The sequence below is a fragment of the Paenibacillus sp. NPDC058898 genome (genome assembly GCF_049316025.1).
Taxonomy (GTDB): domain Bacteria; phylum Bacillota; class Bacilli; order Paenibacillales; family Paenibacillaceae; genus Paenibacillus_AQ.
The window spans coordinates 61,703-84,874 of record NZ_JBMOSM010000007.1 but is presented as its reverse complement, the minus strand read 5'-3'; the positions used below and the strand labels follow the sequence as shown (position 1 = coordinate 84,874).

Here is a 23,172-nt window from a genome sequence, read left to right as displayed (position 1 = left end):
TGGCTTTTTTAATTGAAATCTCCTTCCCGACGAGTTTACAAGGCAGAATTCGTTGCTTAATAAAAAGAAAGTGATTAGCTTTCTTTTTTATTATGCAACAGGTCCCTCTATTTCTGCTTTCAATTGTTCAAACCACTCTAAGTTAACCAGGTGATGGGAACGGGAATTTTCGTTCATTCGGCGGTAGTAATTAATTGTGCCGGGAAGTTCTTGTGTGCTGGACAGGTATTCATCAAGGAAAGCGATTCGGGTTTTAGTCTGGTCGATTTGCGATTGGATCAGTTCCAACAATTTGTTTTTGTCGTATTCATCGGCAAAGAGTAGCGCCCCATAAAATTGCAGGTTCACATATTCCGATTTGGTGCCGTATTTGACCATTAATTTTTCGAATTCAGCCATTCCCGATTCGGTGATTTTAAAGTTCCGAATTTCGCGCCCACTGGCTGAAGGATCCTGCTGAATCTGTTCAATCCAACCTTTTTCTTCAAGTTGCTGCAGATTGTAATAAAACGAGCCTTTCGTGAAGTTTACAATGTATTTGTAATGGCGTTTTTCCATTAAGGCCAATAGTTCGTAGCCGTGAGCGCCGGGGTTTTGGATGAGCAAGCCAAGGATGAGTAAGGGGATCAAGGCTGCATCACCTTCACCATCTGCGCCTCGAATTCCGCGTACGTGATTTTACCCGAAGCCAAATCCATGCTATGAAGATAAATCTGTTCTGTTTTCGAATAGTCGCGCTTCACTTTTAGTGATTGCTCCTCCCCCGGGATGGGTTCCAGGACATGACACTTTTTCAAAAAAGCATGGAAATAGCGGTAGCCGAATTTGCGTTGCGAAACCGCGTCTAAATGAATGCCATCAGGATTCGCTGTCAAACCTGCTGCTGTTACAAAATAACAATTTTTCTGTTTATTGGCGAAGTGCTGTAATTGCTCATTGACCTGTTGATATTCTGTCGCATGCTGTCCGAAACCGGTCTTCCCAAGGAAATCACCAAGTCCGCCAATGATCAACGGCACCTCATCAAGATTCAATTCGTTTCTTAGAGTCTCGATGATAAGGGTTAATTTCTCGTAATAAGTTTCATGCAGCGAACGATGACTGTCGCTCTCACCCTGGTGCCAAAGGATTCCGCAGATTTGACTGGACCGCAGGGCGAAGCGGGCTTCGGACAAAGCATGCTGAAAAAGGACGCCTTCCGGATGCCAGTCATCCAAGGAACTGCCACCTTCCGCACAAGGAATCAAACCAATTTCTTCATCGGGATTGGCTTTCGACCAGGTGTCGGCAAAAGACGCCGCTAGGCCTACACCGGAAACCGGACGGTCGTAATTAATCGGCTCAGTCATCATCTGCCACTGTCCATTGCGCAGCATTTTTATTTTTTCATTATAGATAGGATCAACATCATGCAAAAATCCACGGCCCGCCATATTCGACTGACCCAACATTAAAAATGACTGAATCATTTAGTCTTCACTCCATTACATCATTATTATGGTCTAATTAGACTAAGAATATTATATAGTCTGATTAGACTATAGTCAATAAAGCAACAAAAGAAATAGTTGATTTAGATCATTGAATCATCCAACGAAGAAAGTGTTCGAAGATCTGAATAAATGGGAAGTATCTTTTCATGATAATTGGGGGAATTAGTGAATGCTACTCGTAGATGCCGGTTACTTCACCTAACGCTACATTCACGCATCAGGCCATTCGGCCCTCGGTCCGGCAGAAGAATGAAGAGGATTCGAAGTTGAATTTTTATAGCTGAGAAGTTGAGTCAGCCGGATACATCCGTACCACCTAACCGCATCGCGGCCGCTCGCTACGGTTGCTTAAGTCTGTGGGACGTCGAGAATACGGAATCGTTATCAGAGATCATATACATTTAAATAAAGATTGGGCTCCCATTTTTAAAAGGGGTGAGAGAATGAAAAAGAACAAGATTCCAAAGCTTGATTTGACTATCTCTGAGAGAAAAGAGCTGAGGAGAAATAAAATACTCATTAGCGAGATTCATAATATAACACTTAACGAATTGTGTTCTATTCTGAAAGTTCCAGAATATAGAGCGAAGGAAATTAAGGCATTATCGGAATTTCAAAGTGTACCTTCGATCGGACCAAAATTTGCAAAGGATTTATTAATGTTAGGTTATTATTCTTTGGATGAATTAAGAGATAAAAATGGTGCTAGATTTCCGCATCGCGGCCAACGGTGCTAAGACTCCCTGTGAAAAAACGCTGATATATAAATTGAACTAAAGAAAGGAAAGCACTTCGCTTTATTCCAGATGGAATCAAGGAGAAGCAAGGTTAAACTTTAGTTCATTTTATATAGTTGGTTATATAAATTCGACTAAGAAGATATATGGAGACTTAGTTTAATGAAGGTTATGATTCAGACGCTACGCGACCCGGCCTAAGATAAATGCTATCTAAGCCCGGGTCGCGTCGTAAATGCGGGTGCGTTATAAGAAATCCTTAACAGGGGATGAATATTTGTACGAGTCGATTTTTGACTCAGCATCTTAATGGGCCAGGCTGAGTATGCAAAAAAATTTCATAGTTGGCAAAGGAACATACTTGGTTGCTTATCATAATGAGGGTTATACTAATATTAATGAAGCCTATCTTAGGCTGCTTCGTTATGCGAGCAGCTTGAATCGAACAAAAAAGTGGTGGTTGAATTGGGGTAACCGTTAAAGATTTACTGCAGCTGCCTTCATTTAGAGGAGCTCAGGTGATCACTGGAACAAGCAGGCTTCATCAGACCGTGTCCTCTTTATCTGTTTTAGAGGTGGCGGATGTCAATTTCTTCTCGCAAATTATTCAAACTGTTCAAGAAGAGTGGTATGCCGAAGAGCTGGTCATTAGCTCTTTTTATTCCATTAAGGACAGCGTGGAGCAGCAATGCAAAACGGTTCAATATTTGCATGACCTTGGTGAAGTGGGATTGATTTTGTACTATGTTGGCATTATCATGCCAGATATAGCCGATGAAGTGCTCGAGCTGGCCGAATCTCTGAATTTTATTATCATTTGCATGCCGAGAAACGATTACTCGCTTAGGTATAATGAAGTCATTTATGAAGTCATGGAGGCAATCGTAAGCAATCAGAATGTGAATGAGCATTTCGTGAATGAATCACTGGAAAAGGTCTCGCTGCTGCCGGAACATTTGCGGAGCGTAGAAATTACCCTTAAACTGCTGTCGGACCGGATGAAAGCGAACATCGTTCTGACAAACAGCAACCTGGATATCATCAATCGTGTCATGTGGCCGCGCAATTCATCGCTCGATGTTGCGAATCTAATCCGGTCCATGGCGCCTTCCATTTTGAACGGCAGAATGGGAGAAGGAGAAGAGCTGGATTCGTCCTGCTTTGTTGAATACAAACGTGTTCATCAAAAAAACGGGGAGATCCTCTACCTGTTTCTCATTAAAGAGAATACGAAGCTGCCTCCGAAGACGATGGACCAAATCAGCGAGGTGGTGCAGGTGGCCATCAATTTGTGGGGAGATAAGCATAACGAGGTCAGCGAATACGCTTTGGTTAAAGCCATCGTGAATGATGAAAGCGAAAAAATGCGCAGATTGGCCAGTTTGCTCTATATTGACGTTTCCGCCATCCAAATGATGTGGCTCGTTTACATTCGGGATTTGTCGGACGAAAGAAGGATAAGGGAAGACTTAAAAGCGCATCTCTCGCAATATTATAAAACCGCGGTCATTCAAACGATCGATCACTGCGTTGTCGTGTTGCTAGGGAATTGTTCATATAAATACAATGAGTTTGAAATCGCAGCGGAATATATCGAAACCACGAGTCTCATGGCTGACATATCAAGCATCGTATATTCTCCGAGAATGCGGAACACACAGGACGTACGCCGAATGTACCAGCTCGTAAACGGAGTCTCAAAAGAGGTTCACCGCATCTATCATAACCGCAAACTATACACCGCAGCTGAAGTCCGTTCCATGAAACGGGCCATAGACCTCAGCAAACAAGGGGAAGAGATCACTGAAGAATGCTTGTCCGTCATGGAGCCAATTATGGACGACGCAGACGCATTGAAAACCCTGATGACTTTTCTTCTGGATGCGAAGGGGAATATGGATGACTGCAGCAAGCTGTTGTTCGTCCACAAAAATACGGTGAAATATCGCATTAAAAAAATTTGCGAGCTCATAGGATATGATGTGACCATCAATTCGGAATCGTACGATGTTTATACCGCCTGCATGGTCTACCGTCTCATCCATAACTAAAAAGTTCCGATGTTTTGTCCAATAAGACAAAAACATCGGATTTTTTTTTGTTTTCTGAAAAAGACGCTGACCTACTTCATCTTTTACAATAAGAAAACAATATTCGAACGAACAGGATTGGGGGGATCATATGAAAGCCGTTAAAGAGCATCAATCCTGGTTCAGTCTCGGGATCATCTGGGCTGGCGCGGTAATCAGCATCCCGAGTTTGTTGGTAGGGAATGCGCTTATTGCAGGCATGGGACTATCGAAGGCATTGCTTGTCACGTTAGCAGGTTATTCCATTATTGTGCTGCTCATGATTTTGCAGGGTATTCAAAGCACGGATTTAGGAAGGCCGACGGTTCAGGTTGCAGGTCAGGTGTTTGGCAAAAAAGGGTCTCGGGCGATTCTTTCGATCATCCTCGCCATTGCGTGCCTTGGATGGTTCGGAATTCAGGCGAATGTGTGCGGTGCGGCCTTGGCCAATTTGTTAGCCGTAGGTGGAATGAGTGTCCCGGTTCCGCTGGCTTCTCTTATCTGCGGTCTTGTGATGGTGGTCTCGGCGATCTATGGCGTTAAAGTGCTGCGCGTCATCAGCTATATTGCCGTTCCTTTATTGGTGGGAATCAGCATATTTGGTCTTATCGAAGCATTGACCGGTGACTCCCTGCAGATCATTCAGAATTATAAGCCTGAGGGAGCTATGACCTTTACGGATGGGCTGGCGATAACGCTGGGTTCATTTGCCTTGGGTGCAGTCATCGCGGGAGATTATTCGCAGTTTTCAAAAAAACGGTCCGATGTCCTGAAAGCCGCTCTATTCGGAATTGTTCCGGCAGGCTTGCTGATGATCGGTGCAGGAGCTGTCCTGACGATTGCTTACCAAGCCAGCGATATTACAGCAACCTTTTTGAGCATCACGACTCCGTTTGTTGGCGGCGTGGTTTTGATCCTGGCTACGTGGAAGACGAACCTCGTGAACGCTATTTCAGGCGGTTTTGCTCTCATTAATGTGTTCAACGTATCGAAGGAAAAAGAGAAATGGGCCGTCGGCATCGCGGGAACCATTGGGACCGTATTGGCCGTCGTCGGTATACTGAACTATTTTACTCCGATCATGTCCATCCTGTCGGCCATGATTCCGCCGGTTGCAGGCGTGATGATCGCATCTTACTGGGCGCTTGGCAAAGGGGATAAGAGCCGCTGGCATGAGGTCGAAGGCGTGAATACACTGGGCGTCGTTTCCTGGCTATTGAGCGCGGTTATTGCTAGTACCCCTGTTGTGTTATCCTTGTTCCCAAGCTTGCCGCAGGTACCAAATCAGCCGTTGATCGGGATTGTCATTTCTTTTGTCGTGTATTATGCAGGCTATCGTTTATCGGCTCAGAAGACAGTTATATTGGAGGAATAATGAATGAGATATTTAGATAAAGCAGCTGTTGAAAACATCGCAGTCGGCGCAGCATTTCTGGGAACCGGCGGAGGGGGAGACCCTTACATCGGAAAATTGATGGCTCTCTCGGCCATTGAGAAGTTTGGACCTGTAAAACTATGCTCAGTCGATGAGATTAAGGATGAGGACTTTTTCATTCCGGCCGCGATGATGGGGGCGCCTTCCGTATTAGTGGAGAAATTCCCTAAAGGGGACGAGTTTGTTAAGGTGTTCCAAAAATTAGCGAATTACTTGGGAAAAGATCAGATCGCCGGCACGTTTCCGATGGAAGCAGGAGGCGTCAATTCCATGATTCCCATCGTCGTTGCGGCGCAGCTGGGCTTGCCTCTGATCGACTGTGACGGTATGGGGCGAGCGTTCCCGGAGCTTCAAATGGTGACGTTTAACCTGGACGGCATTCCGGCGACACCAATGGCGATTTCGGATGAAAAAGGGAACATCGGCATCTTTGAGACCATTGATAATAAATGGACGGAACGGCTCGCCAGAGTGGCCACGGTTGAAATGGGCGCAAGTGCTCTGGTAAGCCTGTACCCGGCAACGGGTGCTCAAATAAAGCAAAGCGGCGTTCATCATATTGTGACCCTCTCCGAACAGATTGGAGAAATCATTACATCGAAGAATCGGGACGCGGGCGATAAGCTTCAAGAACTGCTGAACCTTGTGTCCGGCTATGAACTTTTCCAAGGTAAAATCGTGGATGTCATCCGGGAAACCAAAGGCGGATTTAATCTTGGACGAATGCATCTCGAAGGAATCGAGGCGTTTAAAGGCGGAGAGATGAAAGTTCATTTTCAAAATGAAAACCTGGTTGCGGAAAAGAACGGTCAAGTCGCTGCGATCACCCCGGATTTAATCTGTCTGGTCGATTACGAAACCTTGTTGCCAGTGACCACGGAGAGCCTGAAATATGGGAAGCGCGTACGGGTGGTCGGACTGCCTGCACATGAAAAGTGGAGAACGGAAAAAGGGATCCAGACGGCAGGACCAAGATACTTCGGGTATGATTACGATTATGTTCCTATTGAGGATTTGGTGAAAAAGGCGGTGGTTGAGAATGTATAGAATCGGGATCGATGTAGGCGGCACCAATACGGATGCCATCATTTTGGATGAGAATTATCATTTGATTCATGCGGTGAAATCACCAACAAGTCTGGATATTAAAGCGGGTATTGAAACCTCGCTCCGGAATTTACTGCAGGAATCGAAAATTGATAAAACCCAAATAACGCATGCTATGTTAGGTACAACACAGTGCACGAATGCCATTGTTGAGCGCAAAAAGCTGGCCCAAGTCGGCGTCATTCGTCTGGGTTACCCGGCAACGGCTTCCGTTGCTCCGTACACGTCTTGGCCTGAGGATATGGTTCAGAAGCTGTCGGGTAAATATGCTCTCGTTCATGGCGGATATGAATATGACGGCCAAGTGCTTGGAGAAGTCGATGAAGCTGAAATTACAGCCCTTTTAGAGGAATGGCGGAGCAGTGTCGAGTCCATCGCAGTCATAGGGGTGTTTTCATCCATTAAAAATGATCAGGAGCTCCAGGTTCGCGATCTCATCCATCAAGTGTATGGAGCGGGATTCCCTGTTTCCTGCTCTTCCCTGATCGGTTCTGTCGGTTTAATCGAACGGGAAAATGCGACCATACTCAATGCAGCCTTGTGTAAGGTTATTGAAACGACGACCCAAGGATTTGTGCAGGCGTTAGAAGAAGAAGGCATCACAGACGCAGCGGTGTTTTTATGCCAGAATGACGGTACCTTAATGTCGATAGATTTCGCTAAACAATTTCCGATTCTAACCATTGCATGCGGGCCAACGAACAGCATACGCGGTGCCTCTTATTTGGCGAAGATCAAAGATACGATGGTTCTCGACGTGGGCGGGACGACATCGGACATCGGGGTTTTGCAGGACGGCTTCCCGAGAGAATCCTCGGTTGCGGTCGAGGTTGGCGATATTCGAACGAATTTCCGCATGCCGGATATTATCTCCGTTGGGCTGGGCGGCGGAAGCATTGTGCGCTCGGAGAACGGCAAAATTACGGTTGGCCCCGACAGCGTAGGATACAAGATTGGACAGGAAGCGCTGGTCTTTGGCGGGCATACGCTGACTACAACAGACATTGCCGTTCGGCTGGGTCTCGCGGATGTCGGAGATAAGAGCTTGGTAGCGCATCTGGATGAAGACTTCGCTAAAAATGTGCAAGCTGAAATTGCAACCATCATTGAGCAGGCCATTGATAAAATGAAGACATCGTCGGGAGACGTTGAGCTTGTTTTGGTAGGCGGCGGCAGTGTCGTGATCCCGGACACCATTCGCGGAGTATCCCATATGATCAAGCCTGAGAACGGGGGCGTGGCTAACGCCATTGGCGCGTGTATTGCCCAAATCAGCGGACAATATGAGCAAATTTACATCTATTCTACAGAGCCCCGTGAGGATTCATTAAGAGATGCGCAAGAAAAAGCCGTGAAGCAGGCGGTGCTGGCTGGCGCTGATCCGGCGACGGTTGAGTTGGTGGAAGTGGAAGAAACTCCTCTGGCTTATCATCCGGGAAATGCGACAAGACTGAGAGTAAAAGTCGTAGGGAATATGAAGTAAATAAGAGGCTTCACACGAGTTCAAGCTTGTGTGGGGCTTTTTTTATTATCGGCGAGGTGGAATGTGATTAGCGGAAAAGAGATTTCACTTTTAATTGAACAATATTAACTGGGAAGCTAATATAGTTATGATAAATGTGTATTAAGTTAACCGTAAGAACCCTAAATGAGACGGTAATCCAATAAAGGGTAGATACTTCAGAAATGAGCAACATAGTCAGTTCAGAAAGCGGCTACTGATGGTTTAGCTTAACCTTAGAAGGGATGGAAATGAAGTGGTCGTGTACTGGCTAAGTTTATTGTTATTCACCTTACTCGGAAGTTTTATTTTGTGGATTTTCCTCTACAAAATTGTATGGAGAACTTAGAAAACTCGAAAAATAAATCTACGAAAAAAAAGTATCAAAAAGGCTATAAAACGGACGTTTTTCGGGAAGGTGAAGCATGTTTTCGGGGTTGGATTATCTTATGTTTTCATGTTTGCTCTATTTATTGGCATACCTATCTTTTGTTTCTATGTTGCAGTTCCGACTTGGTTAGACCTACCTGCTGTGCTTACAAGTAACTATGCCGAAGTGACAGGTCATTTAACTAACAATGTCACTGTTGAAATGTCAGGTAAGTCATGGGGTTACCCATACTATGCTTATATTGATGGAGAATTCTATTATTCTCTAGTACCGCTTGATTCTTTTGAGGATCTAACAATTACTTTCGTGTGAGTTATCTACCTCACACGAAAGTAATTGTGGACATACTGTAACCACTCTTAACGATCAGCTGTTTTTGATGAATTGTGGGAGGGAGCAGATAACACCATATCTACACGGCGTCGCTGACAGTCCTTGGTCTGCCTACGGATTTTCGGGGGAAGATGACCTCAGGCAGACAATTCTGCGAGGATGGTACAAATAGGAAATACAGTTGAATCTTGGGTGGCTCGATTCTAATGGAAAAAGAAGTGAACAGAAAATGGATTGAAGAATATTGAAGCATATAAAGACGACAAAACTAGAATAGAAAAGCGTATTACAGGCGTGTTAAGACGTAATAACATATTGAAAGACAAGCGATTGGCAGAGGAGCAGAATCAGTGGACAAAAAGTAAAAGAGGTGAGTACAAATGAAGGTAATAACACTATGTGGATCGACAAAATTAAAAAAAGAATTTGAACAAGCCAATAGATACTTAACCCTTAAAGGGAATATTGTTTTTAGTTTAGCTTTTTTTGAGCAAAGCGAAGGAATCGAGATTACCAAGGAACAAGCAGAATTGTTTGAAGAAATTCATTTTCGTAAAATTGACATGTCAGATGAAATATTTGTTATCGATGTTGGTGGTTACATTGGTAGCAGCACAAGAAAAGAAATTGAATATGCAATTGAAAATGGAAAGATAATTAAGTTCTTTTCAAAAAGCGAATTAGTAAAACACGACAAGTCAAACGAATTAAATCCGAAATAATATTGGTGGTAATCATAGAAGTCGCTAACATCTCATCACAAAGTATCTAGGTCGTCTGCTTGTAAGGAGGGAGTAATTATCGTGCTGCCTCTTTTTGGCTTTTGTAACTGCTCCGACAGTCATAGAAGAAGTAACCAGTAAATTACCAGGATCCTGTCGTTGACGAATAGATATATTATTAATTTTATGGTGCCTATAGATATGAGGGAAATGCTAGATCGCGTACGGAATGATGGTACTGCAGTGCAACCTTACTTTCTTTACTCAGTTTCTTCCCCAAGTAAATATCCCACAGAGATTTCCAAAGCTTTGGCGATCATCACGACTTCATAGTCTTGAACGAGACGATCTTGACCCTCCAGACGTGAGAGACTGGTCTGACTGATATCTAGCCCTAATGTTTGCAATCTGGCAAGGAATTCTCTTTGCTTGATCCCTCTACTTTTCCGGATAGCTATCACTCGGGAACCGATAATATTTTTGTTCCCAGGTGGTTCTTGTCTATGCTTCATCAGTAACACCCCTCATTTTATCCAAATTGTAAGAGAAATTACGGTTGTTTTAATGCGAATATCGAATTAAAATAAAATAAACCGATAATCGCATTAAAAAGTCTGCTCCTTCTAGCATTAACAAGAGAAGATGAATTTTAGACCCATCGGAGGTGTGGATGGATGAGCCGGTTGCACAACTTATTGGAGGAGGAACGGCGAAAGCTGAATAAGCTTGGAGAAGAGTCAGTAAAGAAGTCGATTCCGTTATCCGATAACCCTGAGGTTCTGGCACAGAGCCGAAGGGTCGATGAACTGGTAGCCCGATATGAAGACATGAAAGCGAGACGTAATCGGGTTGCACGATGAGTACTGTAAATGTGAGGTAGGGGAGGCGAAACAATGGAATTTCCACCGTGGTTTCAACAAGCGATTCAAAGCAGACTGGATGAAGTGTCTGCACGAATCGAACATGATCCTGAATTAAGTCAGGTATGTAGGGAAGCAGACGAGGCGTTTGAAACGTTGTTTGCAGACAAGGACGTGAAGCGGATGCCTGAATATGCAGAGTGGGAGAATCATCACATCATAAGCAAAGGGATACAGAATGAGCTGCTGTACATGCAAGGGCTACGGGATGGCATTCAACTCACTGTATCCTTGCTGAGTCATTCGATGAGATCAGATGGAGAAAGCGAAAAGCCGAATGTCCATAAAGCGAAACAACCTTGAATTGAACTAAAATAAGCCGAAGTTTCAGTATTACACGCTTCGGCTATTTTATGTTCTTCCTTATTTTGTCCCTTACTTCATTTCTTATCTCTACTCACCGACTTGAATCACTCATACACTACCTGGGTGATCTGGTCACCGCCATTGGATTTTTCCAATGGGTAACAAATTGATATGATGCATTATATTACGTAGCAGCCTTACCAATGTGTACGAAATAGATTTGAAATAAGCTTTGAAATAAAAGAAGAAATAAACAAGACAAAATGGAATAAAGAATAGGGTGCTTTACTCAAAAGGTCCATCGTATCTACACTTCGGGGGACAAGAGAAGTGAATTCAACTCACAACCTTGTGAGGATAAGTCCGTCGGAACCAGTCGCTGGCGCTCCTTTAAGCCTCTCGGATTCGCGCGTTATACGCAATTGCCTAAAGCAAAAGCATGATAAAAAAAGAAAGGAAGATATACTTATGTGGGTTCCTTATGAAACAATATGAAAACATCCTCCAGATTTTCTTGTACAGTATTGTTTTTATACACCTGAAGAAGGTGGCAGACGAAATCTTCCTACTCAAGGATACAGAAGTGATTTTGCTATAGAATCGGATTTTATGAAAAATTCAATAGATTTAAGAGTGTTACACCCGGAATTTGAGGATGAATATGGTAACCTTATTATGGATGAAACAAACAAGTAAACTCAAGTGGAACAGTAAGGATGTGGGTTCTATTTCTAGAGCTCGACATAGAAGAACATTAGTAGTAGGGATGAAGGGATATTTTATGCAAGGACCTAAAAAAGTAGCAGAAGCTGAAGTAGTTCAAATAATTGGCTTACTAACAAATTCTTATTTAGAAGATCATTGAAATTAGGAAGCTTGCTCAAAGATGAGTCAACTAAGAACGTTACCTGAAATCGTTGGGATAAAAATAGTTCGAATCCTTTGTAATTAAATATATTGGGCGGTGTGAATATGGAAGTTATAATACGTGAAATTGAAGTAAATGATTATGCTGAGGTAGTAACATTATGGATTAATGTGTTAGGAAATCGCAAGGTTAATCTTGATAATTTTTCCGTAACGCTAGAGAGAATGAATAAAGATGGGAACTATAAAACATTTGTAGCATTATTTGAAAATAAAGTTGTTGGTTTTATTACATCGGTACAGGCGTTATCATTTGGAGATGAAATTGGTTACTTACACATCCAGGGTCTTGCTGTGCCAAAAGAACTCCAGAATAAAGGAATAGGAACAAAACTGCTTAAATATGTGGAGGATTACTCCAAAAGGAAAGGAATTTCAACCATAATCTTATGTAGTGGATTCAAACGCACAGATGCCCATGCCTTTTATGAACATAATGGTTATGACAAAGATTCATATTGCTTTGACAAAGGTCTTTGACTTTTAATACGAAGTTTAGAGGATCGCATTCTGAAGAAGAGAACTTGTTTAAGAGGCCTCTCAGAGAAGTTAATAACGATATTATGATTTGAGAGTATAATCGAAGAAGCGACGACTTCAGGTAAAATCGCATTCAACGCTGGGGGCAGTAAAGCGGCCCTTGGGGTCCGGGAGAGGGCATTTCGAGGGAGCAGAATCACCGGACAAATTCCTGGTACGATGCAATTTTTTTTTGTAAGAAAAATGAAAGAATTTATTTTAGTCATTCAAAGGAGAGTATAACTTCAGATAACAACAAGCTCACGTTTTTCGTACGAGCCGCCTTGTTCCGGCTGAAGTAGGAGTGTTGAGGGAGAACTCAGCCGGACACATCCAACTCCCTAACCGGATCTTGGCCGCCCTTCGGGCTAAAGGTAGTTGGATGTCGTGAACACAAGAACGTTAGGTGAAATCAGTGGACATCATAATTTTTTCTATAAACCATCATTGGAAGCTTAATTTATTCAGCAACGGGAGGATAGTTCAACAACTATTATAAACTCGGTAATTCCTATATCGAAGAATATTAAACATAAAGATAGATCAGGGAGGATTAGAGTTATGTCAAATGGAGCGAAAAGGTTCTTTAAGATATTTACAAAGAAAATAAAAGAATCTATGGGACCAGGTCTATATCAAGCAAATGGGATAAGTATCTCCTGTGTCCATTGTAATTATGATAAATTCGAACACGGATATGCACAGTTAAATACTGCTTTTTTAAGTTTCCTAAACCTCGATTTTGCCAATCGGTCAGCGAATATATTAACTTGTCACCGTTGCGGTTATGTCCATTGGTTTAATAAAGATATCAAAAGAGTGTATAACTGACAGAAGTGTAATTTAGGTTATAATTAATTGGTTTAAGATAACGAGACTTCAGGGGATTACAAAGAAGACGCTAAATCATATAACAAAACATTCCTGCTGTGTCGCTTTCTCTCCTTGGTCGCCAAGAGGATTATCTGAGAAGTGGAACAGGCTTCACATCCAACCGGCTAAGTCTGACGACCCGGCACTTCGTGCCTTAAGCCGTTAGGACGTCAGGAATGCGTAAATGTTTTACGCCATGGCTATAACAGGGTAGTTCTTGGGGTCAATTGATAAGAATGATGTGGGGTAAAGTTTACTTATGTTTGATGCAGGAGGTTCTGATATGAAAAAGACAATATTGATTTTTATGATATCTTCGCTAGTGGCACTCACAGGATGCAAACAAACCCATGATATAAAAGACAAAGCATTAAGCAAAGAAACTCAATCAGTTCCAGCTGAAACCAGTAAGGCATCCCTCGAGAAAAAGACAAAAGATATACTAAACCAACTTGCAAATCAAGACTTTTCTATTCAAGGTGAACATCTTAGTAAGGCAGATGACGAAACGATTATAGAGTTTAGGAAGGCATTTGTAAACTTATTTAACGGTGCAGTTGCAGAGCAAGAAAAAGTATTATTTGAAAAATATATTTCGAACAAGAACCTACGACAATTTACAGATAAAATGTTGGAGATAACGCAAAAACAGGACTTACAAAGTGGAAATTCTATAAATTACGGTTTGAAAAATGAGTTTGAACAAGCCAAGTTACAACATACAGAAGATAACTTTTGCTATCTCGAATTGGCATTTCAATTTGAAGGTTCAGCAATGGGAAGTAAAATGCTGATCACCGCTGAAAACAAGTCTTTAAAGATTGTGGACTTCTACTTTGGAAGTAAGGACGGCGTAGATACGTTTGCCACAGGTCATCCTGCGGAAAGAGAGATGAGCAATCCTAATTTATGGTTGGACGAGGAATGGCTAAAGAAAGTTTTTGATAAATTGGAGGATTTTGAGGCAGGTTTGACTCTTGATGTCACTGCGTCGTCACTGATGTTCTTGTCGCCAAAAGTCTGGGGCGTTTCGTGAATGGCTACCGGAGTAGATTACTTCAGTTATAATTGAACTTTATCGCCTAACTATTGGAAATGCGCGATATAATTTATTTATGGCCTTTGAAAAGTATTAGTATTTTATTGGGTCGTAAATTTTTTTGTTTTATGGGGGATTGAAATGAAAATTGTTTTTAGAAACTTCGATAATTCTTATTATGATAAAGTTTGTGAGTTTTTGATTGAATTATCAAAGGATGACCGTAAACATATAAATTGGAATTGGGCAAGGTGGGAATGGATGTTTTTTCATCCTGACTTTAATAGTGACTTCATGGATAAGATTGGCTTGTGGTATTGTAATGACGAGATAGTAGGTATAACAACTTATGACCATTATTTCGGCGAAGCATTTTTTGCAACTAAACAAGGGTATAGAGAATTGGAAAAAGATATACTGGAATATGCCATTGCTACTTTTAGTAATGAAAAAGGCCTTGGGATTGCGGTGAATGATGCGGATACTCACACTCTAGACTTATTACACAGCAAGAAATTTGTGAAGAATGATCAGACTGAAAATGTACTTGAACTTGAACTAGAGAATGTTAGTCTTGATTACATAACTCCTGAAGGCATAACAATGAAAAATCTCAACGTAAAAAATGATTTATATAAACATCAGAAATTACTATGGAAGGCATTTGACCATGAAGGACATGTGCCTGTTGATGAAATTACTATTCATAAGCAACAAAAAATGTTGTCAGCAGCGAATATGAATCCATTTTTACATATTGTTGCAGAAAATGAAGATGGGGAATATGTTGCATACTGCGGCTTATGGTATAGTCAGAAAACGGATTATGCTTATGTTGAACCAGTATGTACGATTCCAGAGTACCGGCATAAAGGACTTGGTAAAGTGGTGGTTTTAGAAGCCTTAAAAAGAAGCTGTTCCTTAGGTGCTAAGAAAGCATATGTTATTTCTGATAATCCCTTTTATAAGTCCATAGGCTTTCATCAGCATTCACATTATACATTCTATTGGTATAACATCTGATGATTCAATCATGGATATATAGTTAACTCATCCTTTTATATTTAGTATAGCTTAAAAAAACGCTGATAGCATGGATTGCCTTATTCAAGTAATCGCTTTACTTATTTTCTTAATGAAATACCTGCTTATTTCTACCCAAAGCCAGCTGTAGAAAAGCGAGAACACATAAACGATGGTGATCGTACTCAGGCTAAATGTAGATGAAACTGCCGGGCCCAGTACAGGAAATCGAAAAACGTATAGCAACAAAAGGATTCCCGCCCACAAAGACAACGACCCGGTAATCACGACCGGCAAACGTATGTTCAAATATATCAGCGAACCGCCAACCCCAAGCCCCAATAAGCCTGTCGTGAAAGGGAAAACGATCAGTTCGCTTGGTTGGATAAAAAAGAGAAGCAACATCGTGAGCAAATAGGCGGTCAGACCGGAACCGACGGAAAGGATCGTACTTAACACAATGGGGGCTGTGGCGAGGGGACTAATCAAGTAGCCTATCCCTGGCAATAACCCTCCCATGGATTGAAAAATGGCGGATAGCGCGGCAAGAAAAGCGACCGTAATCATTTTTCTTGTGGCAAATTGGGCCGCTCCAAAACGGGTGTTAATCTCTGAAACTTCTGGACATACGGGCTTTAACCAGTAATTATTCATGGGATTCATCGTTCAAAAACTTCTCCTTTCAACAGCACATGGATCAGAAGCAGAGCCAGCGCAGAAATGATCGTCAACCAATCGCGCCAACTAAACTGTAAACGGCGTGCCCGGATTTTATTTCCCGGTAAGTAACAGCGAGCGTCCATCGCGAGAGCCAGTTGGTTTGCACGGCGAAGCACGGCAACGAACAGCGCGACGAGAAGCTGAAGAAGAGATTGTAATGTGGTTCGAAGGCTTTCACCTTTATAACGCGCGTGTTTCACTTTTTGCGATTTCAACATGGAGTCGACTTCATCAATAAAGAGAGGAATAAACCGAAAGGCCACCGAGATCATAAATACGAAATTCTGAACCGGAAATCGAATGCGAGTAAGCGGGCGTAGGATGGACGCTAGTCCGTCAGCCAGCTTGGTCAGGGGAGTCGTTGCACTGAGCGCTATAGCCGTTGTGATAAAAAAAATGAGTTTGCAAGGCAGGAGAATTGCATGTTTAAGATCGCCTAACAGCATGTGGAAACAAAACAGCGTGAGCAGCAGGGGGAGCAAACCCTGCAGGCCGTGCCATAGATAAGCTATCGGCAATCGGGTGGCGAGAACCAATAACAACCCTACGATTACATAGAAAACCACGCTGACTAGATCATTTGAAATGGTAACCAAAGATAAATATGTCGCAGTAAAGATAAGTTTTGAACGAGGATCCAAGTCCTGCAAAAAAGAGCGCGTGTTCATAGACGGCCCGAAAGACAGCAACTTCAACCACTGCACGTCACAGTTCCTCCCTAGAGAGAATTGTGATGAATGACATCAATTGCTCTTCTTTATATACACTTTCGAGCAGATTTTGGACGAACTGTTTTTCGAGTGAATCTATAAAACGGAGCAGGGGCGTTTTCACAAAACCGATTCGCTCCAGCCGCCGCCAGTGATCCCGAATTTTAGAAGGGTGGAAATCCACGTACAATTGACCATGGTCTAACACGAGAATCCGATCAGCGTATTCGAGGGCTTCTTCAAGCCGATGAGTCATGTAGAGAACCGTCATTTTTTTCTCATCATGAATTTGCTTGATATACGACAACACTCTGCTCCGTTCCCAGCTATCCAGACCCGCTGTCGGTTCGTCCAGAATGAGAATTTTCGGTTCCGTAACCAATACTCCTGCTAGTGCGATCCGCCGCAATTCACCGCTGCTGATTTGAAATGGTGACCGGTCTTTGAACTTCGAAAAGGACAACCCGACGGCTTCCATCGTTTGTTTCACTTGCTCGGCAACCCATTCCCGCCTCGGACCTATTCGATGTAGTCCGGCTCCGATATGGTTGAAAACCGTATCCTCCATGACTTGGTGCTCGGGGAATTGGAACAAAAATCCGATTGCTTTCCAAAGGCGGAGGCGGTCGGACTTTTTATGGACTCGGTAAGGTCCGATCCGTACTACCCCTGATTGAGGGAGGATCAGGCCTCCAATCAACTGTCCCAATGTGGTTTTTCCGCTCCCGGTCGGCCCCATAATCGCCACGAACTGCCCTGCAGGAACGTGAAGCGAGATTCGATCTATGGCTTTTTTATGAAAAGGGGTTCTGGCCGCAAGCATGCAATTGACGTTCTCCAAAACAATATCCATCACTCATCCCCGAACTCAAATTCATTCGTAGTAGGTAAACTCAGCCCTGTTTGCTTGGCAAGATCACGCATTCGAACAGAAAACGGAGGGAGAAGGCCGGAGTCCATAAAAACGCATGAATTTTCCGCCGCTTCTTCGGGCGTTCCGTCAAACTGGATCTTACCTTTTTGCATCACGACAAGACGATCGGCAGTGAAAATCTCTTCGACCTCATGGGTCACCTGGATAATCGTAAATCCGTTACGATGCAGTTCGGACAGGATCTCATGAATTTGCCGGGCGCTTTGGGAATCGAGCATGGAAGTGGACTCGTCAACAATGATCACTTTGGGCTCCATGGCCAGAACTCCGGCAAGCGCGAGCTTTTGTTTTTCCCCGCCAGATAGAAAATACGGAGGACGATCTTTCAGTTCATCGAGTCCAAGCAATTGCAAGACGGATCGGCATCGGGATTCTGCTTCTTCCGGGGAAACTCCGATATTATACAAGCCAAAAGCCGTATCCTCCTGAACGGTCATGCCAACAATTTGATTCTCCGCGTTGGGGAATACCATACCTACATTTTGGCGAATATTCCATAAGTTCCGATGGTCACATGTTGTCTTTCCGTAAACGGTGACTTCTCCCGATGTAGGTTGGAGCAGAACGTTAATCAATCGAACTAACGTTGATTTTCCAGAACCGTTACCACCCACGATCGTAAGCCATTCTCCTTCATCAAGGGTTAGATTGATTTCTCGAAGTGTCCAATCCTGGCACGAATCGTACCGGAACCATACGTTGTTGAACGATATAACGTTGTCCATCTTTCCCTCCGGCTTTACTTCGTTATGAATCATGGAACAATTTCAAAAACGGTACCTTGGTTAGCATCAGCCACTTTCATTGAGCCATAAACCCCTAAATAGAGTCTGGTTTGATTCAGATTCGTTCCCAAACTAACATAATATGCGGATCGAGATCCAAACGGATAATCGGTTTCAATAACATGAAAATCATGTAGCTTACAATCCGTTCTCATCTTGGTATAAGCTAAGACTCCTCTAACGGGAAGTTGAGATTCATTCCCTTGAGCGAGATCGGTAAACACAACGTTTCCTGATAAAGAGGGGATTTCATTTCCCATATAGGGCTGTACTCCTGTAAGTGCAGTTGCTCTAAACTTATCAGTTCGGGAATCTTCATGAAAATAACTTGTCAGAGGCTGAAGACGCTGTGCGGAAGTTTTTACGGCTTCATCGTAATAAGCAATGGTTTTCTCGTTCAAAGCTGGATTTACCGAGCAGCCGGTTATGATTGAAGTCGGAAAAGCACCTTCCCACCCGCGCCAGCCCAAGTTAATAAATCCTTCATGGTCAGGCTCCGTTTTCATTAAAGAAGCTTGAATAAGCTGAGTAACCGGTATCGGTTTATAATGAACGAACGAAAAAATCGATTCTACAAGATCCTGTCCGACATTGCCCACATATTTAATATACTGATTATAAAACCTTTGAAATGAAATGCCGGGTATATTGCGAACGCCTTTGGCTATTACCGTAAGCGTTTCCTGAATGGGTACGGGCAGTTCATTAAAGCGCGTAACTACGGGCGGATTATCGATAAACGTATTCTTAACGACATCAATTTCGATGATTTTACCTGCGATTTCCATATCGTCTTGGCTTAAATTAAACGGATCATAGCCTGATCCGCCATCACCGGTTGTCAAAACAAGCCTTCCTGTTTCAGGGGAAAAGTTTAAGCTATTGACACCGTTATGGTTTAAAAACGGCCTCCTGAGGTTAAGTAATGTCCGCCTTATTTGAGGTTGGCCATTCGATTGCAGAATCCATTCTTCGACTGTATCGATATGATCGTATTGATGTTCTCTATTTTCCCACTTCAGGTTTAAGGTGCTAGCATCGCACGGGTTCGGCTTAAAAGATTCAGGAGGAGCACCTGGAAGAGCTCCTGGACCTTGGGTTCCAGCTACTGAATAGTGGAGATAAAACAGACGATTATAATAAAATTGAGGATGAAATGCTAGTCCTAGCAAACCCCGTTCGTCATATCCGCCGCTAGAACCACCTAGTTTCAAGATTCGTGGGCGAATATCTAAGAAAGTCTCTATAACTCCGTTTCCTATGTAAAAGATCTCTCCTACTTGGGTTGCAATAAATAATCTTTCGATGGAGTCGCCCGGAAGAATCGTAGTTTTCAACACCGTGGGTAAATTTAGCTTGCTAACAATGGGCCGTAAACTAACTTTAACTTTCGTCAATTCACTTAACCCTCCTCTTTTGGCTTTCTTTTATAAGCTTATGATTAGAACCGTTTATTATTCCGGGAGAGCGGATAACGAAAAGGAGTAACAGGTCGAATATGAATAAAATAAAACTTTACAATGAATATCTATAACATCGTTTATAAAATGAGATATACTGAAGTAAGAATATGTAAGTTAGCCGCGCGTGAACACGACTCCTGAGCACCATAACTGCATAACGAGCAGTCGGCCGCTAAGTGGGTGGTCGAAATAAACCGTTACCGTAGAGAGGGCGGTCTAAATCTTTTTATAGGTAAGAAGCGCATAAATGTGGATGATTAATAGAATAGGGAGGTGATTCCATTGGTAAAAAAATAATATGAGAAAATCTATAATGTTTTATTTAAAATAGCATGCAGATTTTCTCTTTACTATTAAAGCTTAATGAAGAGGAGATTGAACATGTTAAATAAATTAAGTGAATCGATCTATTATTTATCTAACCAAAATGATAAAGAAAGACCGACCTTAGGGCTAGTTTGCGGAGATACATATAGCCTTGTCGTAGATGGTGGGAATTCCATTCAACATGCGAGAGAGTTTTTACATGAAATAAATAAGCTACATGTTCCCCCTATTAAATATTTGGTCATAACGCATGCTCATTGGGATCATTTCTTAGGGATGAATGAATATAATGCAACGATCATTGTTAATGATTTAACCCATCAAAAAATGAATGTTTGGAGAAGTTATTCGTATGATGATGTTTCTCTCAATGCCTATGTAGAATCTAATAATATGTCTTCACAATGTAAGGAAATTATACAGAAGGAAATACCGGAGAGAGAGTCATTCAAATTGAACGCTCCAGACATCGTTTTCAAAGGATCTCTCCATATTGATTTGGGTAACAAAACTTGTATGATTGAAACAATTAGAAGTACGCACACGGATGATTCAACGGTTGTTTATATACCGGATGAAAAAGTCATCTTCTTAGGTGATAGTGTTTATGGTACAACTACAAATTCATTATTTCATTATAAAAATTCTCAATTAATGCCGATGATCGAAGATATTCAAAAATATGATGCGAGTCATTTCTTACTTGGTCATGAATCCATTTGTGATCTCGATGAGATGAATCAATTTTGGGAAGATCTTACCTTAAGTAGTAGAGCCGCCAATTCAACATCATTAGATCAATGCATAGAGTATTTTGAGAAAGAGAATCATCGAACCCCTCAAGGAGATGAGCTTTTCTTCTTAAAGGCGTTTGTTAATGATGAAATATTAAAATCACAGAAGAAATAAGGAACACAACTAAGTATAGTTAACCACATAAAGAGTAGTCGATCACGTAAGATGGTCGGAAAAAGACCGTTCTCCTAGCCAGGGCGGTCTTTTTCTTTTCCATTGTAGGCGAGAAATGCCAAAATATAACATAACGAACTTAAATATTTGAATTGAGTTATTCCGTTGATAGCGTCTAGAAAAGATAGTTCGCTTAGCCGGGAAAAAAATCACGAAATTACAAACTCAGTCTCTTATCGAAGTTACATATAAAAATGCAGGGGAACTTGTAACTTCTGCAGATTTTGCTTCTGACCAGATTATTCGTGAGGCAATTACTAGTGCTTACCCGGAACATGGTATTCTTTCCGAAGAAAACACCGATGGATATGGGACTAAGGATAACTTTGAAGGTCCTCATTGGATTATTGATCCTTTGGACGGAACGGTAAACTATGCACATCGCCTTCCTCATTTTGCTGTTTCTGCAGCCATTGCAGTTGATGGCATGGTTTGGGCAGGGGTTGTGTATGCTCCTGATTTGGGTGTTACCTACGTAGGAATTCGAGGAAAAGGTGCTTTTTGTAATGGTAAAGAACTTCAAGTTCCTCGATCCGGATCCTTGTCAGACTCGATTATCGGTACTGGTTTCCCGCATGATAAAGAAAAAGTACATCCGGCTCTTGCAAGAGTTAATCTCTTAACTACTCATTGTAGAGACATCCGACGTTTCGCTGCTCCGACAATAGATATCTGTTATGTGGCATCCGGACGACTAGACGCACATACAGAAAGCTTAGCTTCATGGGATGTCGCAGCAGCAGGTCTCATCGCTCGTGAAGCTGGAGCAATTACTGGCCATGTCGGTGTGGTGCCGTCGGGTTATCCTCCTGAATTATATGGAGAAGAAATAGTTTGCGCTAATCCTGCTATATATGAAGAGCTTCTTTCATTGCTTCGTTCACGAGTTTAACTATTATTTAAAAACGCTTGAAAGGTCCGGCCATAGGATTGTAGCCGGACCTTCTTTGTTGGTTATATCACTTGGTAATGTTGCAGGTTTAACTCGGTTCTATATGAACATGTACGTCATAAACCCCGTGTGTTTCTTTTAGCTCGTGTTCCACCTGCTCAGAAATATCATGGGCGACCCGGATATCCAGATTCGACCTGACCAGGATGACGATGTCGACAACCGTGTTGCTGCCATAATTCCTTGCCCGAATGTCCTTGACACCCTTAACGCCAACCACTTGTTTTACGGTTTCTTTGTAGTCTTTGACAATGTTTTCATCGAAGCCATCGGTTAAATGATGAGAGGCATCGCGGAATATATCCCAAGCGGTTTTACATATCAGGAAGCCTACCAGTACGGCGGTAAGCGGATCGAGCCACGGGAGATGAAATTGAGCGCCGATGATACCCACAACCGTACCGATGCTTACCCAGGCATCCGAGAGATTGTCCTTTGCCGCTGCCATTACGGCTTGACTGTTTACTTTGGCGGCCAGGCGCTTGTTATATCGGTAGACCAAGTACATCACAATGGCGCAGACAATGCCGGTCCATGCGGATATAAGATCAGGAGATTCATGGTTTCCTTCAAACATGGAAGAGACGGCCCCGAACAAGACCTGGATCCCGACGGCCATCATAATAAAGGAGGCGATCAAGGAGGCTACCGTTTCCGCTTTCCAGTGACCGTATGGATGATCCCGGTCCGCAGGTTTTTGCGATAATCGCAGTCCGATCAATACAGCAATGGACGCCACGATATCTGTAGCATTATTTAAACCGTCCGCCCGTAGGGCCTCGGAGTTCGCGGTATACCCTATCAATAATTTAATTGCAGATAAACAGATATAAGCAATGATACTGATGATGGCACCTTTTTCACCCAATTTTAAATCATGATAACGTTGTTGTTCCAAACTAGCCGACTCCTTCCGC

General features: G+C 42.6%; 24 protein-coding genes. 15 read left to right on the top strand and 9 right to left on the bottom strand.

Features of this window, described 5'->3' with window-relative positions:
• Positions 1-90: 90 nt before the first annotated feature.
• Together ACOZB4_RS19500 and ACOZB4_RS19495 are read right to left on the bottom strand one after the other, a co-directional pair.
• Positions 91-630 carry a PadR family transcriptional regulator gene (locus ACOZB4_RS19500; RefSeq protein WP_379405004.1) on the bottom strand — a complete coding sequence of 180 codons (540 nt, stop codon included), beginning with the start codon at positions 628-630 and terminating at the stop codon, positions 91-93.
• Complete coding sequence (locus ACOZB4_RS19495) at positions 627-1,469, bottom strand: sialate O-acetylesterase (protein WP_379405006.1); 843 nt, start codon at positions 1,467-1,469, stop codon at positions 627-629. The genes ACOZB4_RS19500 and ACOZB4_RS19495 overlap by 4 nt, the downstream gene beginning before the upstream one ends.
• A 467-nt stretch (positions 1,470-1,936) precedes the next feature.
• Here ACOZB4_RS19495 and ACOZB4_RS19490 point away from each other — a divergent pair, with 467 nt between their 5' ends.
• The 7 genes from ACOZB4_RS19490 to ACOZB4_RS19460 all read left to right on the top strand — a co-directional run bounded on the left by ACOZB4_RS19490 (position 1,937) and on the right by ACOZB4_RS19460 (position 9,788).
• A complete protein-coding gene (locus ACOZB4_RS19490; protein ID WP_379405008.1) occupies positions 1,937-2,230 on the top strand; it encodes a helix-hairpin-helix domain-containing protein in 294 nt (97 codons plus the stop codon).
• Between the two features lie 518 nt (positions 2,231-2,748).
• Positions 2,749-4,281, top strand: coding sequence for a PucR family transcriptional regulator (locus ACOZB4_RS19485; protein ID WP_379405010.1), 1,533 nt, complete (start codon positions 2,749-2,751; stop codon positions 4,279-4,281).
• Positions 4,282-4,411: 130 nt separating this feature from the next.
• Entirely contained in the window at positions 4,412-5,674 is a 1,263-nt protein-coding gene (locus ACOZB4_RS19480) for a cytosine permease (RefSeq protein ID WP_379405012.1), read from the top strand.
• Positions 5,675-5,677: 3 nt separating this feature from the next.
• Positions 5,678-6,781: a DUF917 domain-containing protein gene (locus ACOZB4_RS19475; protein WP_379405015.1), complete on the top strand. Its 1,104-nt coding sequence runs from the start codon at positions 5,678-5,680 to the stop codon at positions 6,779-6,781.
• Positions 6,774-8,324: a hydantoinase/oxoprolinase N-terminal domain-containing protein gene (locus tag ACOZB4_RS19470; protein WP_379405017.1), complete on the top strand. Its 1,551-nt coding sequence runs from the start codon at positions 6,774-6,776 to the stop codon at positions 8,322-8,324. The genes ACOZB4_RS19475 and ACOZB4_RS19470 overlap by 8 nt, the downstream gene beginning before the upstream one ends.
• Before the next feature lie 976 nt (positions 8,325-9,300).
• The gene (locus ACOZB4_RS19465) at positions 9,301-9,450 is read left to right on the top strand and encodes a hypothetical protein (protein ID WP_422759604.1); all 150 of its coding nucleotides are present in this window, start codon (positions 9,301-9,303) and stop codon (positions 9,448-9,450) included.
• The gene (locus ACOZB4_RS19460; RefSeq protein WP_379405018.1) at positions 9,447-9,788 is read left to right on the top strand and encodes a hypothetical protein; all 342 of its coding nucleotides are present in this window, start codon (positions 9,447-9,449) and stop codon (positions 9,786-9,788) included. Before ACOZB4_RS19465 ends, ACOZB4_RS19460 begins: the two co-directional genes overlap by 4 nt.
• Positions 9,789-10,048: 260 nt before the next feature.
• On the opposite strand, the gene ACOZB4_RS19455 is transcribed toward ACOZB4_RS19460, so the two are convergent.
• Positions 10,049-10,300, bottom strand: a complete 252-nt coding sequence (locus tag ACOZB4_RS19455) for a helix-turn-helix domain-containing protein (RefSeq protein WP_098743596.1) — start codon at positions 10,298-10,300, stop codon at positions 10,049-10,051.
• A gap of 162 nt (positions 10,301-10,462) precedes the next feature.
• Between ACOZB4_RS19455 and ACOZB4_RS19450 the strand changes: the two genes are divergently transcribed.
• The 6 genes from ACOZB4_RS19450 (at position 10,463) to ACOZB4_RS19425 (ending at position 15,395) form a co-directional block, all read left to right on the top strand.
• A complete protein-coding gene (locus tag ACOZB4_RS19450) occupies positions 10,463-10,648 on the top strand; it encodes an aspartyl-phosphate phosphatase Spo0E family protein (protein ID WP_379405020.1) in 186 nt (61 codons plus the stop codon).
• A 33-nt stretch (positions 10,649-10,681) separates the two neighbouring features.
• Complete coding sequence (locus ACOZB4_RS19445) at positions 10,682-11,011, top strand: hypothetical protein (RefSeq protein WP_379405022.1); 330 nt, start codon at positions 10,682-10,684, stop codon at positions 11,009-11,011.
• Positions 11,012-11,693: 682 nt separating this feature from the next.
• Positions 11,694-11,879, top strand: coding sequence for a hypothetical protein (locus tag ACOZB4_RS19440; RefSeq protein WP_379405024.1), 186 nt, complete (start codon positions 11,694-11,696; stop codon positions 11,877-11,879).
• 107 nt (positions 11,880-11,986) lie between these two features.
• Entirely contained in the window at positions 11,987-12,421 is a 435-nt protein-coding gene (locus ACOZB4_RS19435; RefSeq protein WP_379405026.1) for a GNAT family N-acetyltransferase, read from the top strand.
• Positions 12,422-13,616: 1,195 nt separating this feature from the next.
• Positions 13,617-14,369: a hypothetical protein gene (locus tag ACOZB4_RS19430; RefSeq protein WP_379405028.1), complete on the top strand. Its 753-nt coding sequence runs from the start codon at positions 13,617-13,619 to the stop codon at positions 14,367-14,369.
• Positions 14,370-14,513: 144 nt separating this feature from the next.
• On the top strand, positions 14,514-15,395 hold the full coding sequence (locus ACOZB4_RS19425) for a GNAT family N-acetyltransferase (protein WP_379405030.1): 882 nt from the start codon (positions 14,514-14,516) through the stop codon (positions 15,393-15,395).
• 84 nt (positions 15,396-15,479) lie between these two features.
• Here ACOZB4_RS19425 and ACOZB4_RS19420 read toward each other — a convergent pair whose 3' ends face one another.
• From ACOZB4_RS19420 to ACOZB4_RS19400, 5 genes are read right to left on the bottom strand one after another with little or no spacing between them, the layout of a single operon-like run.
• A complete protein-coding gene (locus ACOZB4_RS19420) occupies positions 15,480-16,049 on the bottom strand; it encodes a hypothetical protein (protein WP_379405032.1) in 570 nt (189 codons plus the stop codon).
• A gap of 5 nt (positions 16,050-16,054) precedes the next feature.
• Positions 16,055-16,819 carry an energy-coupling factor transporter transmembrane component T family protein gene (locus ACOZB4_RS19415; RefSeq protein WP_379405034.1) on the bottom strand — a complete coding sequence of 255 codons (765 nt, stop codon included), beginning with the start codon at positions 16,817-16,819 and terminating at the stop codon, positions 16,055-16,057.
• Position 16,820: 1 nt separating this feature from the next.
• Positions 16,821-17,678 carry an ATP-binding cassette domain-containing protein gene (locus ACOZB4_RS19410; RefSeq protein ID WP_379405036.1) on the bottom strand — a complete coding sequence of 286 codons (858 nt, stop codon included), beginning with the start codon at positions 17,676-17,678 and terminating at the stop codon, positions 16,821-16,823.
• Entirely contained in the window at positions 17,678-18,484 is an 807-nt protein-coding gene (locus ACOZB4_RS19405; RefSeq protein WP_422759603.1) for an ATP-binding cassette domain-containing protein, read from the bottom strand. Before ACOZB4_RS19405 ends, ACOZB4_RS19410 begins: the two co-directional genes overlap by 1 nt.
• 29 nt (positions 18,485-18,513) lie before the next feature.
• Positions 18,514-19,941, bottom strand: coding sequence for a PQQ-dependent sugar dehydrogenase (locus ACOZB4_RS19400; RefSeq protein WP_379405040.1), 1,428 nt, complete (start codon positions 19,939-19,941; stop codon positions 18,514-18,516).
• Between the two features lie 447 nt (positions 19,942-20,388).
• Between ACOZB4_RS19400 and ACOZB4_RS19395 the strand changes: the two genes are divergently transcribed.
• Complete coding sequence (locus ACOZB4_RS19395) at positions 20,389-21,243, top strand: MBL fold metallo-hydrolase (RefSeq protein ID WP_379405042.1); 855 nt, start codon at positions 20,389-20,391, stop codon at positions 21,241-21,243.
• Between the two features lie 184 nt (positions 21,244-21,427).
• Positions 21,428-22,195, top strand: coding sequence for an inositol monophosphatase family protein (locus tag ACOZB4_RS19390; RefSeq protein ID WP_379405611.1), 768 nt, complete (start codon positions 21,428-21,430; stop codon positions 22,193-22,195).
• A gap of 88 nt (positions 22,196-22,283) precedes the next feature.
• Here ACOZB4_RS19390 and ACOZB4_RS19385 read toward each other — a convergent pair whose 3' ends face one another.
• The gene (locus ACOZB4_RS19385) at positions 22,284-23,153 is read right to left on the bottom strand and encodes a cation diffusion facilitator family transporter (protein WP_379405044.1); all 870 of its coding nucleotides are present in this window, start codon (positions 23,151-23,153) and stop codon (positions 22,284-22,286) included.
• Positions 23,154-23,172 lie beyond the last annotated feature (19 nt).

Coding starts and splice junctions, on each gene's coding strand:
- ACOZB4_RS19495 (WP_379405006.1), bottom strand. CDS start 1,469: ATGATTCAGTCATTTTTAATGTTGGGTCAGTCGAATATGGCGGGCCGT.
- ACOZB4_RS19490 (WP_379405008.1), top strand. CDS start 1,937: ATGAAAAAGAACAAGATTCCAAAGCTTGATTTGACTATCTCTGAGAGA.
- ACOZB4_RS19480 (WP_379405012.1), top strand. CDS start 4,412: ATGAAAGCCGTTAAAGAGCATCAATCCTGGTTCAGTCTCGGGATCATC.
- ACOZB4_RS19475 (WP_379405015.1), top strand. CDS start 5,678: ATGAGATATTTAGATAAAGCAGCTGTTGAAAACATCGCAGTCGGCGCA.
- ACOZB4_RS19470 (WP_379405017.1), top strand. CDS start 6,774: ATGTATAGAATCGGGATCGATGTAGGCGGCACCAATACGGATGCCATC.
- ACOZB4_RS19460 (WP_379405018.1), top strand. CDS start 9,447: ATGAAGGTAATAACACTATGTGGATCGACAAAATTAAAAAAAGAATTT.
- ACOZB4_RS19455 (WP_098743596.1), bottom strand. CDS start 10,300: ATGAAGCATAGACAAGAACCACCTGGGAACAAAAATATTATCGGTTCC.
- ACOZB4_RS19450 (WP_379405020.1), top strand. CDS start 10,463: ATGAGCCGGTTGCACAACTTATTGGAGGAGGAACGGCGAAAGCTGAAT.
- ACOZB4_RS19445 (WP_379405022.1), top strand. CDS start 10,682: ATGGAATTTCCACCGTGGTTTCAACAAGCGATTCAAAGCAGACTGGAT.
- ACOZB4_RS19440 (WP_379405024.1), top strand. CDS start 11,694: ATGAAACAAACAAGTAAACTCAAGTGGAACAGTAAGGATGTGGGTTCT.
- ACOZB4_RS19435 (WP_379405026.1), top strand. CDS start 11,987: ATGGAAGTTATAATACGTGAAATTGAAGTAAATGATTATGCTGAGGTA.
- ACOZB4_RS19430 (WP_379405028.1), top strand. CDS start 13,617: ATGAAAAAGACAATATTGATTTTTATGATATCTTCGCTAGTGGCACTC.
- ACOZB4_RS19425 (WP_379405030.1), top strand. CDS start 14,514: ATGAAAATTGTTTTTAGAAACTTCGATAATTCTTATTATGATAAAGTT.
- ACOZB4_RS19420 (WP_379405032.1), bottom strand. CDS start 16,049: ATGAATAATTACTGGTTAAAGCCCGTATGTCCAGAAGTTTCAGAGATT.
- ACOZB4_RS19410 (WP_379405036.1), bottom strand. CDS start 17,678: ATGGATATTGTTTTGGAGAACGTCAATTGCATGCTTGCGGCCAGAACC.
- ACOZB4_RS19405 (WP_422759603.1), bottom strand. CDS start 18,484: ATGGACAACGTTATATCGTTCAACAACGTATGGTTCCGGTACGATTCG.
- ACOZB4_RS19395 (WP_379405042.1), top strand. CDS start 20,389: ATGTTAAATAAATTAAGTGAATCGATCTATTATTTATCTAACCAAAAT.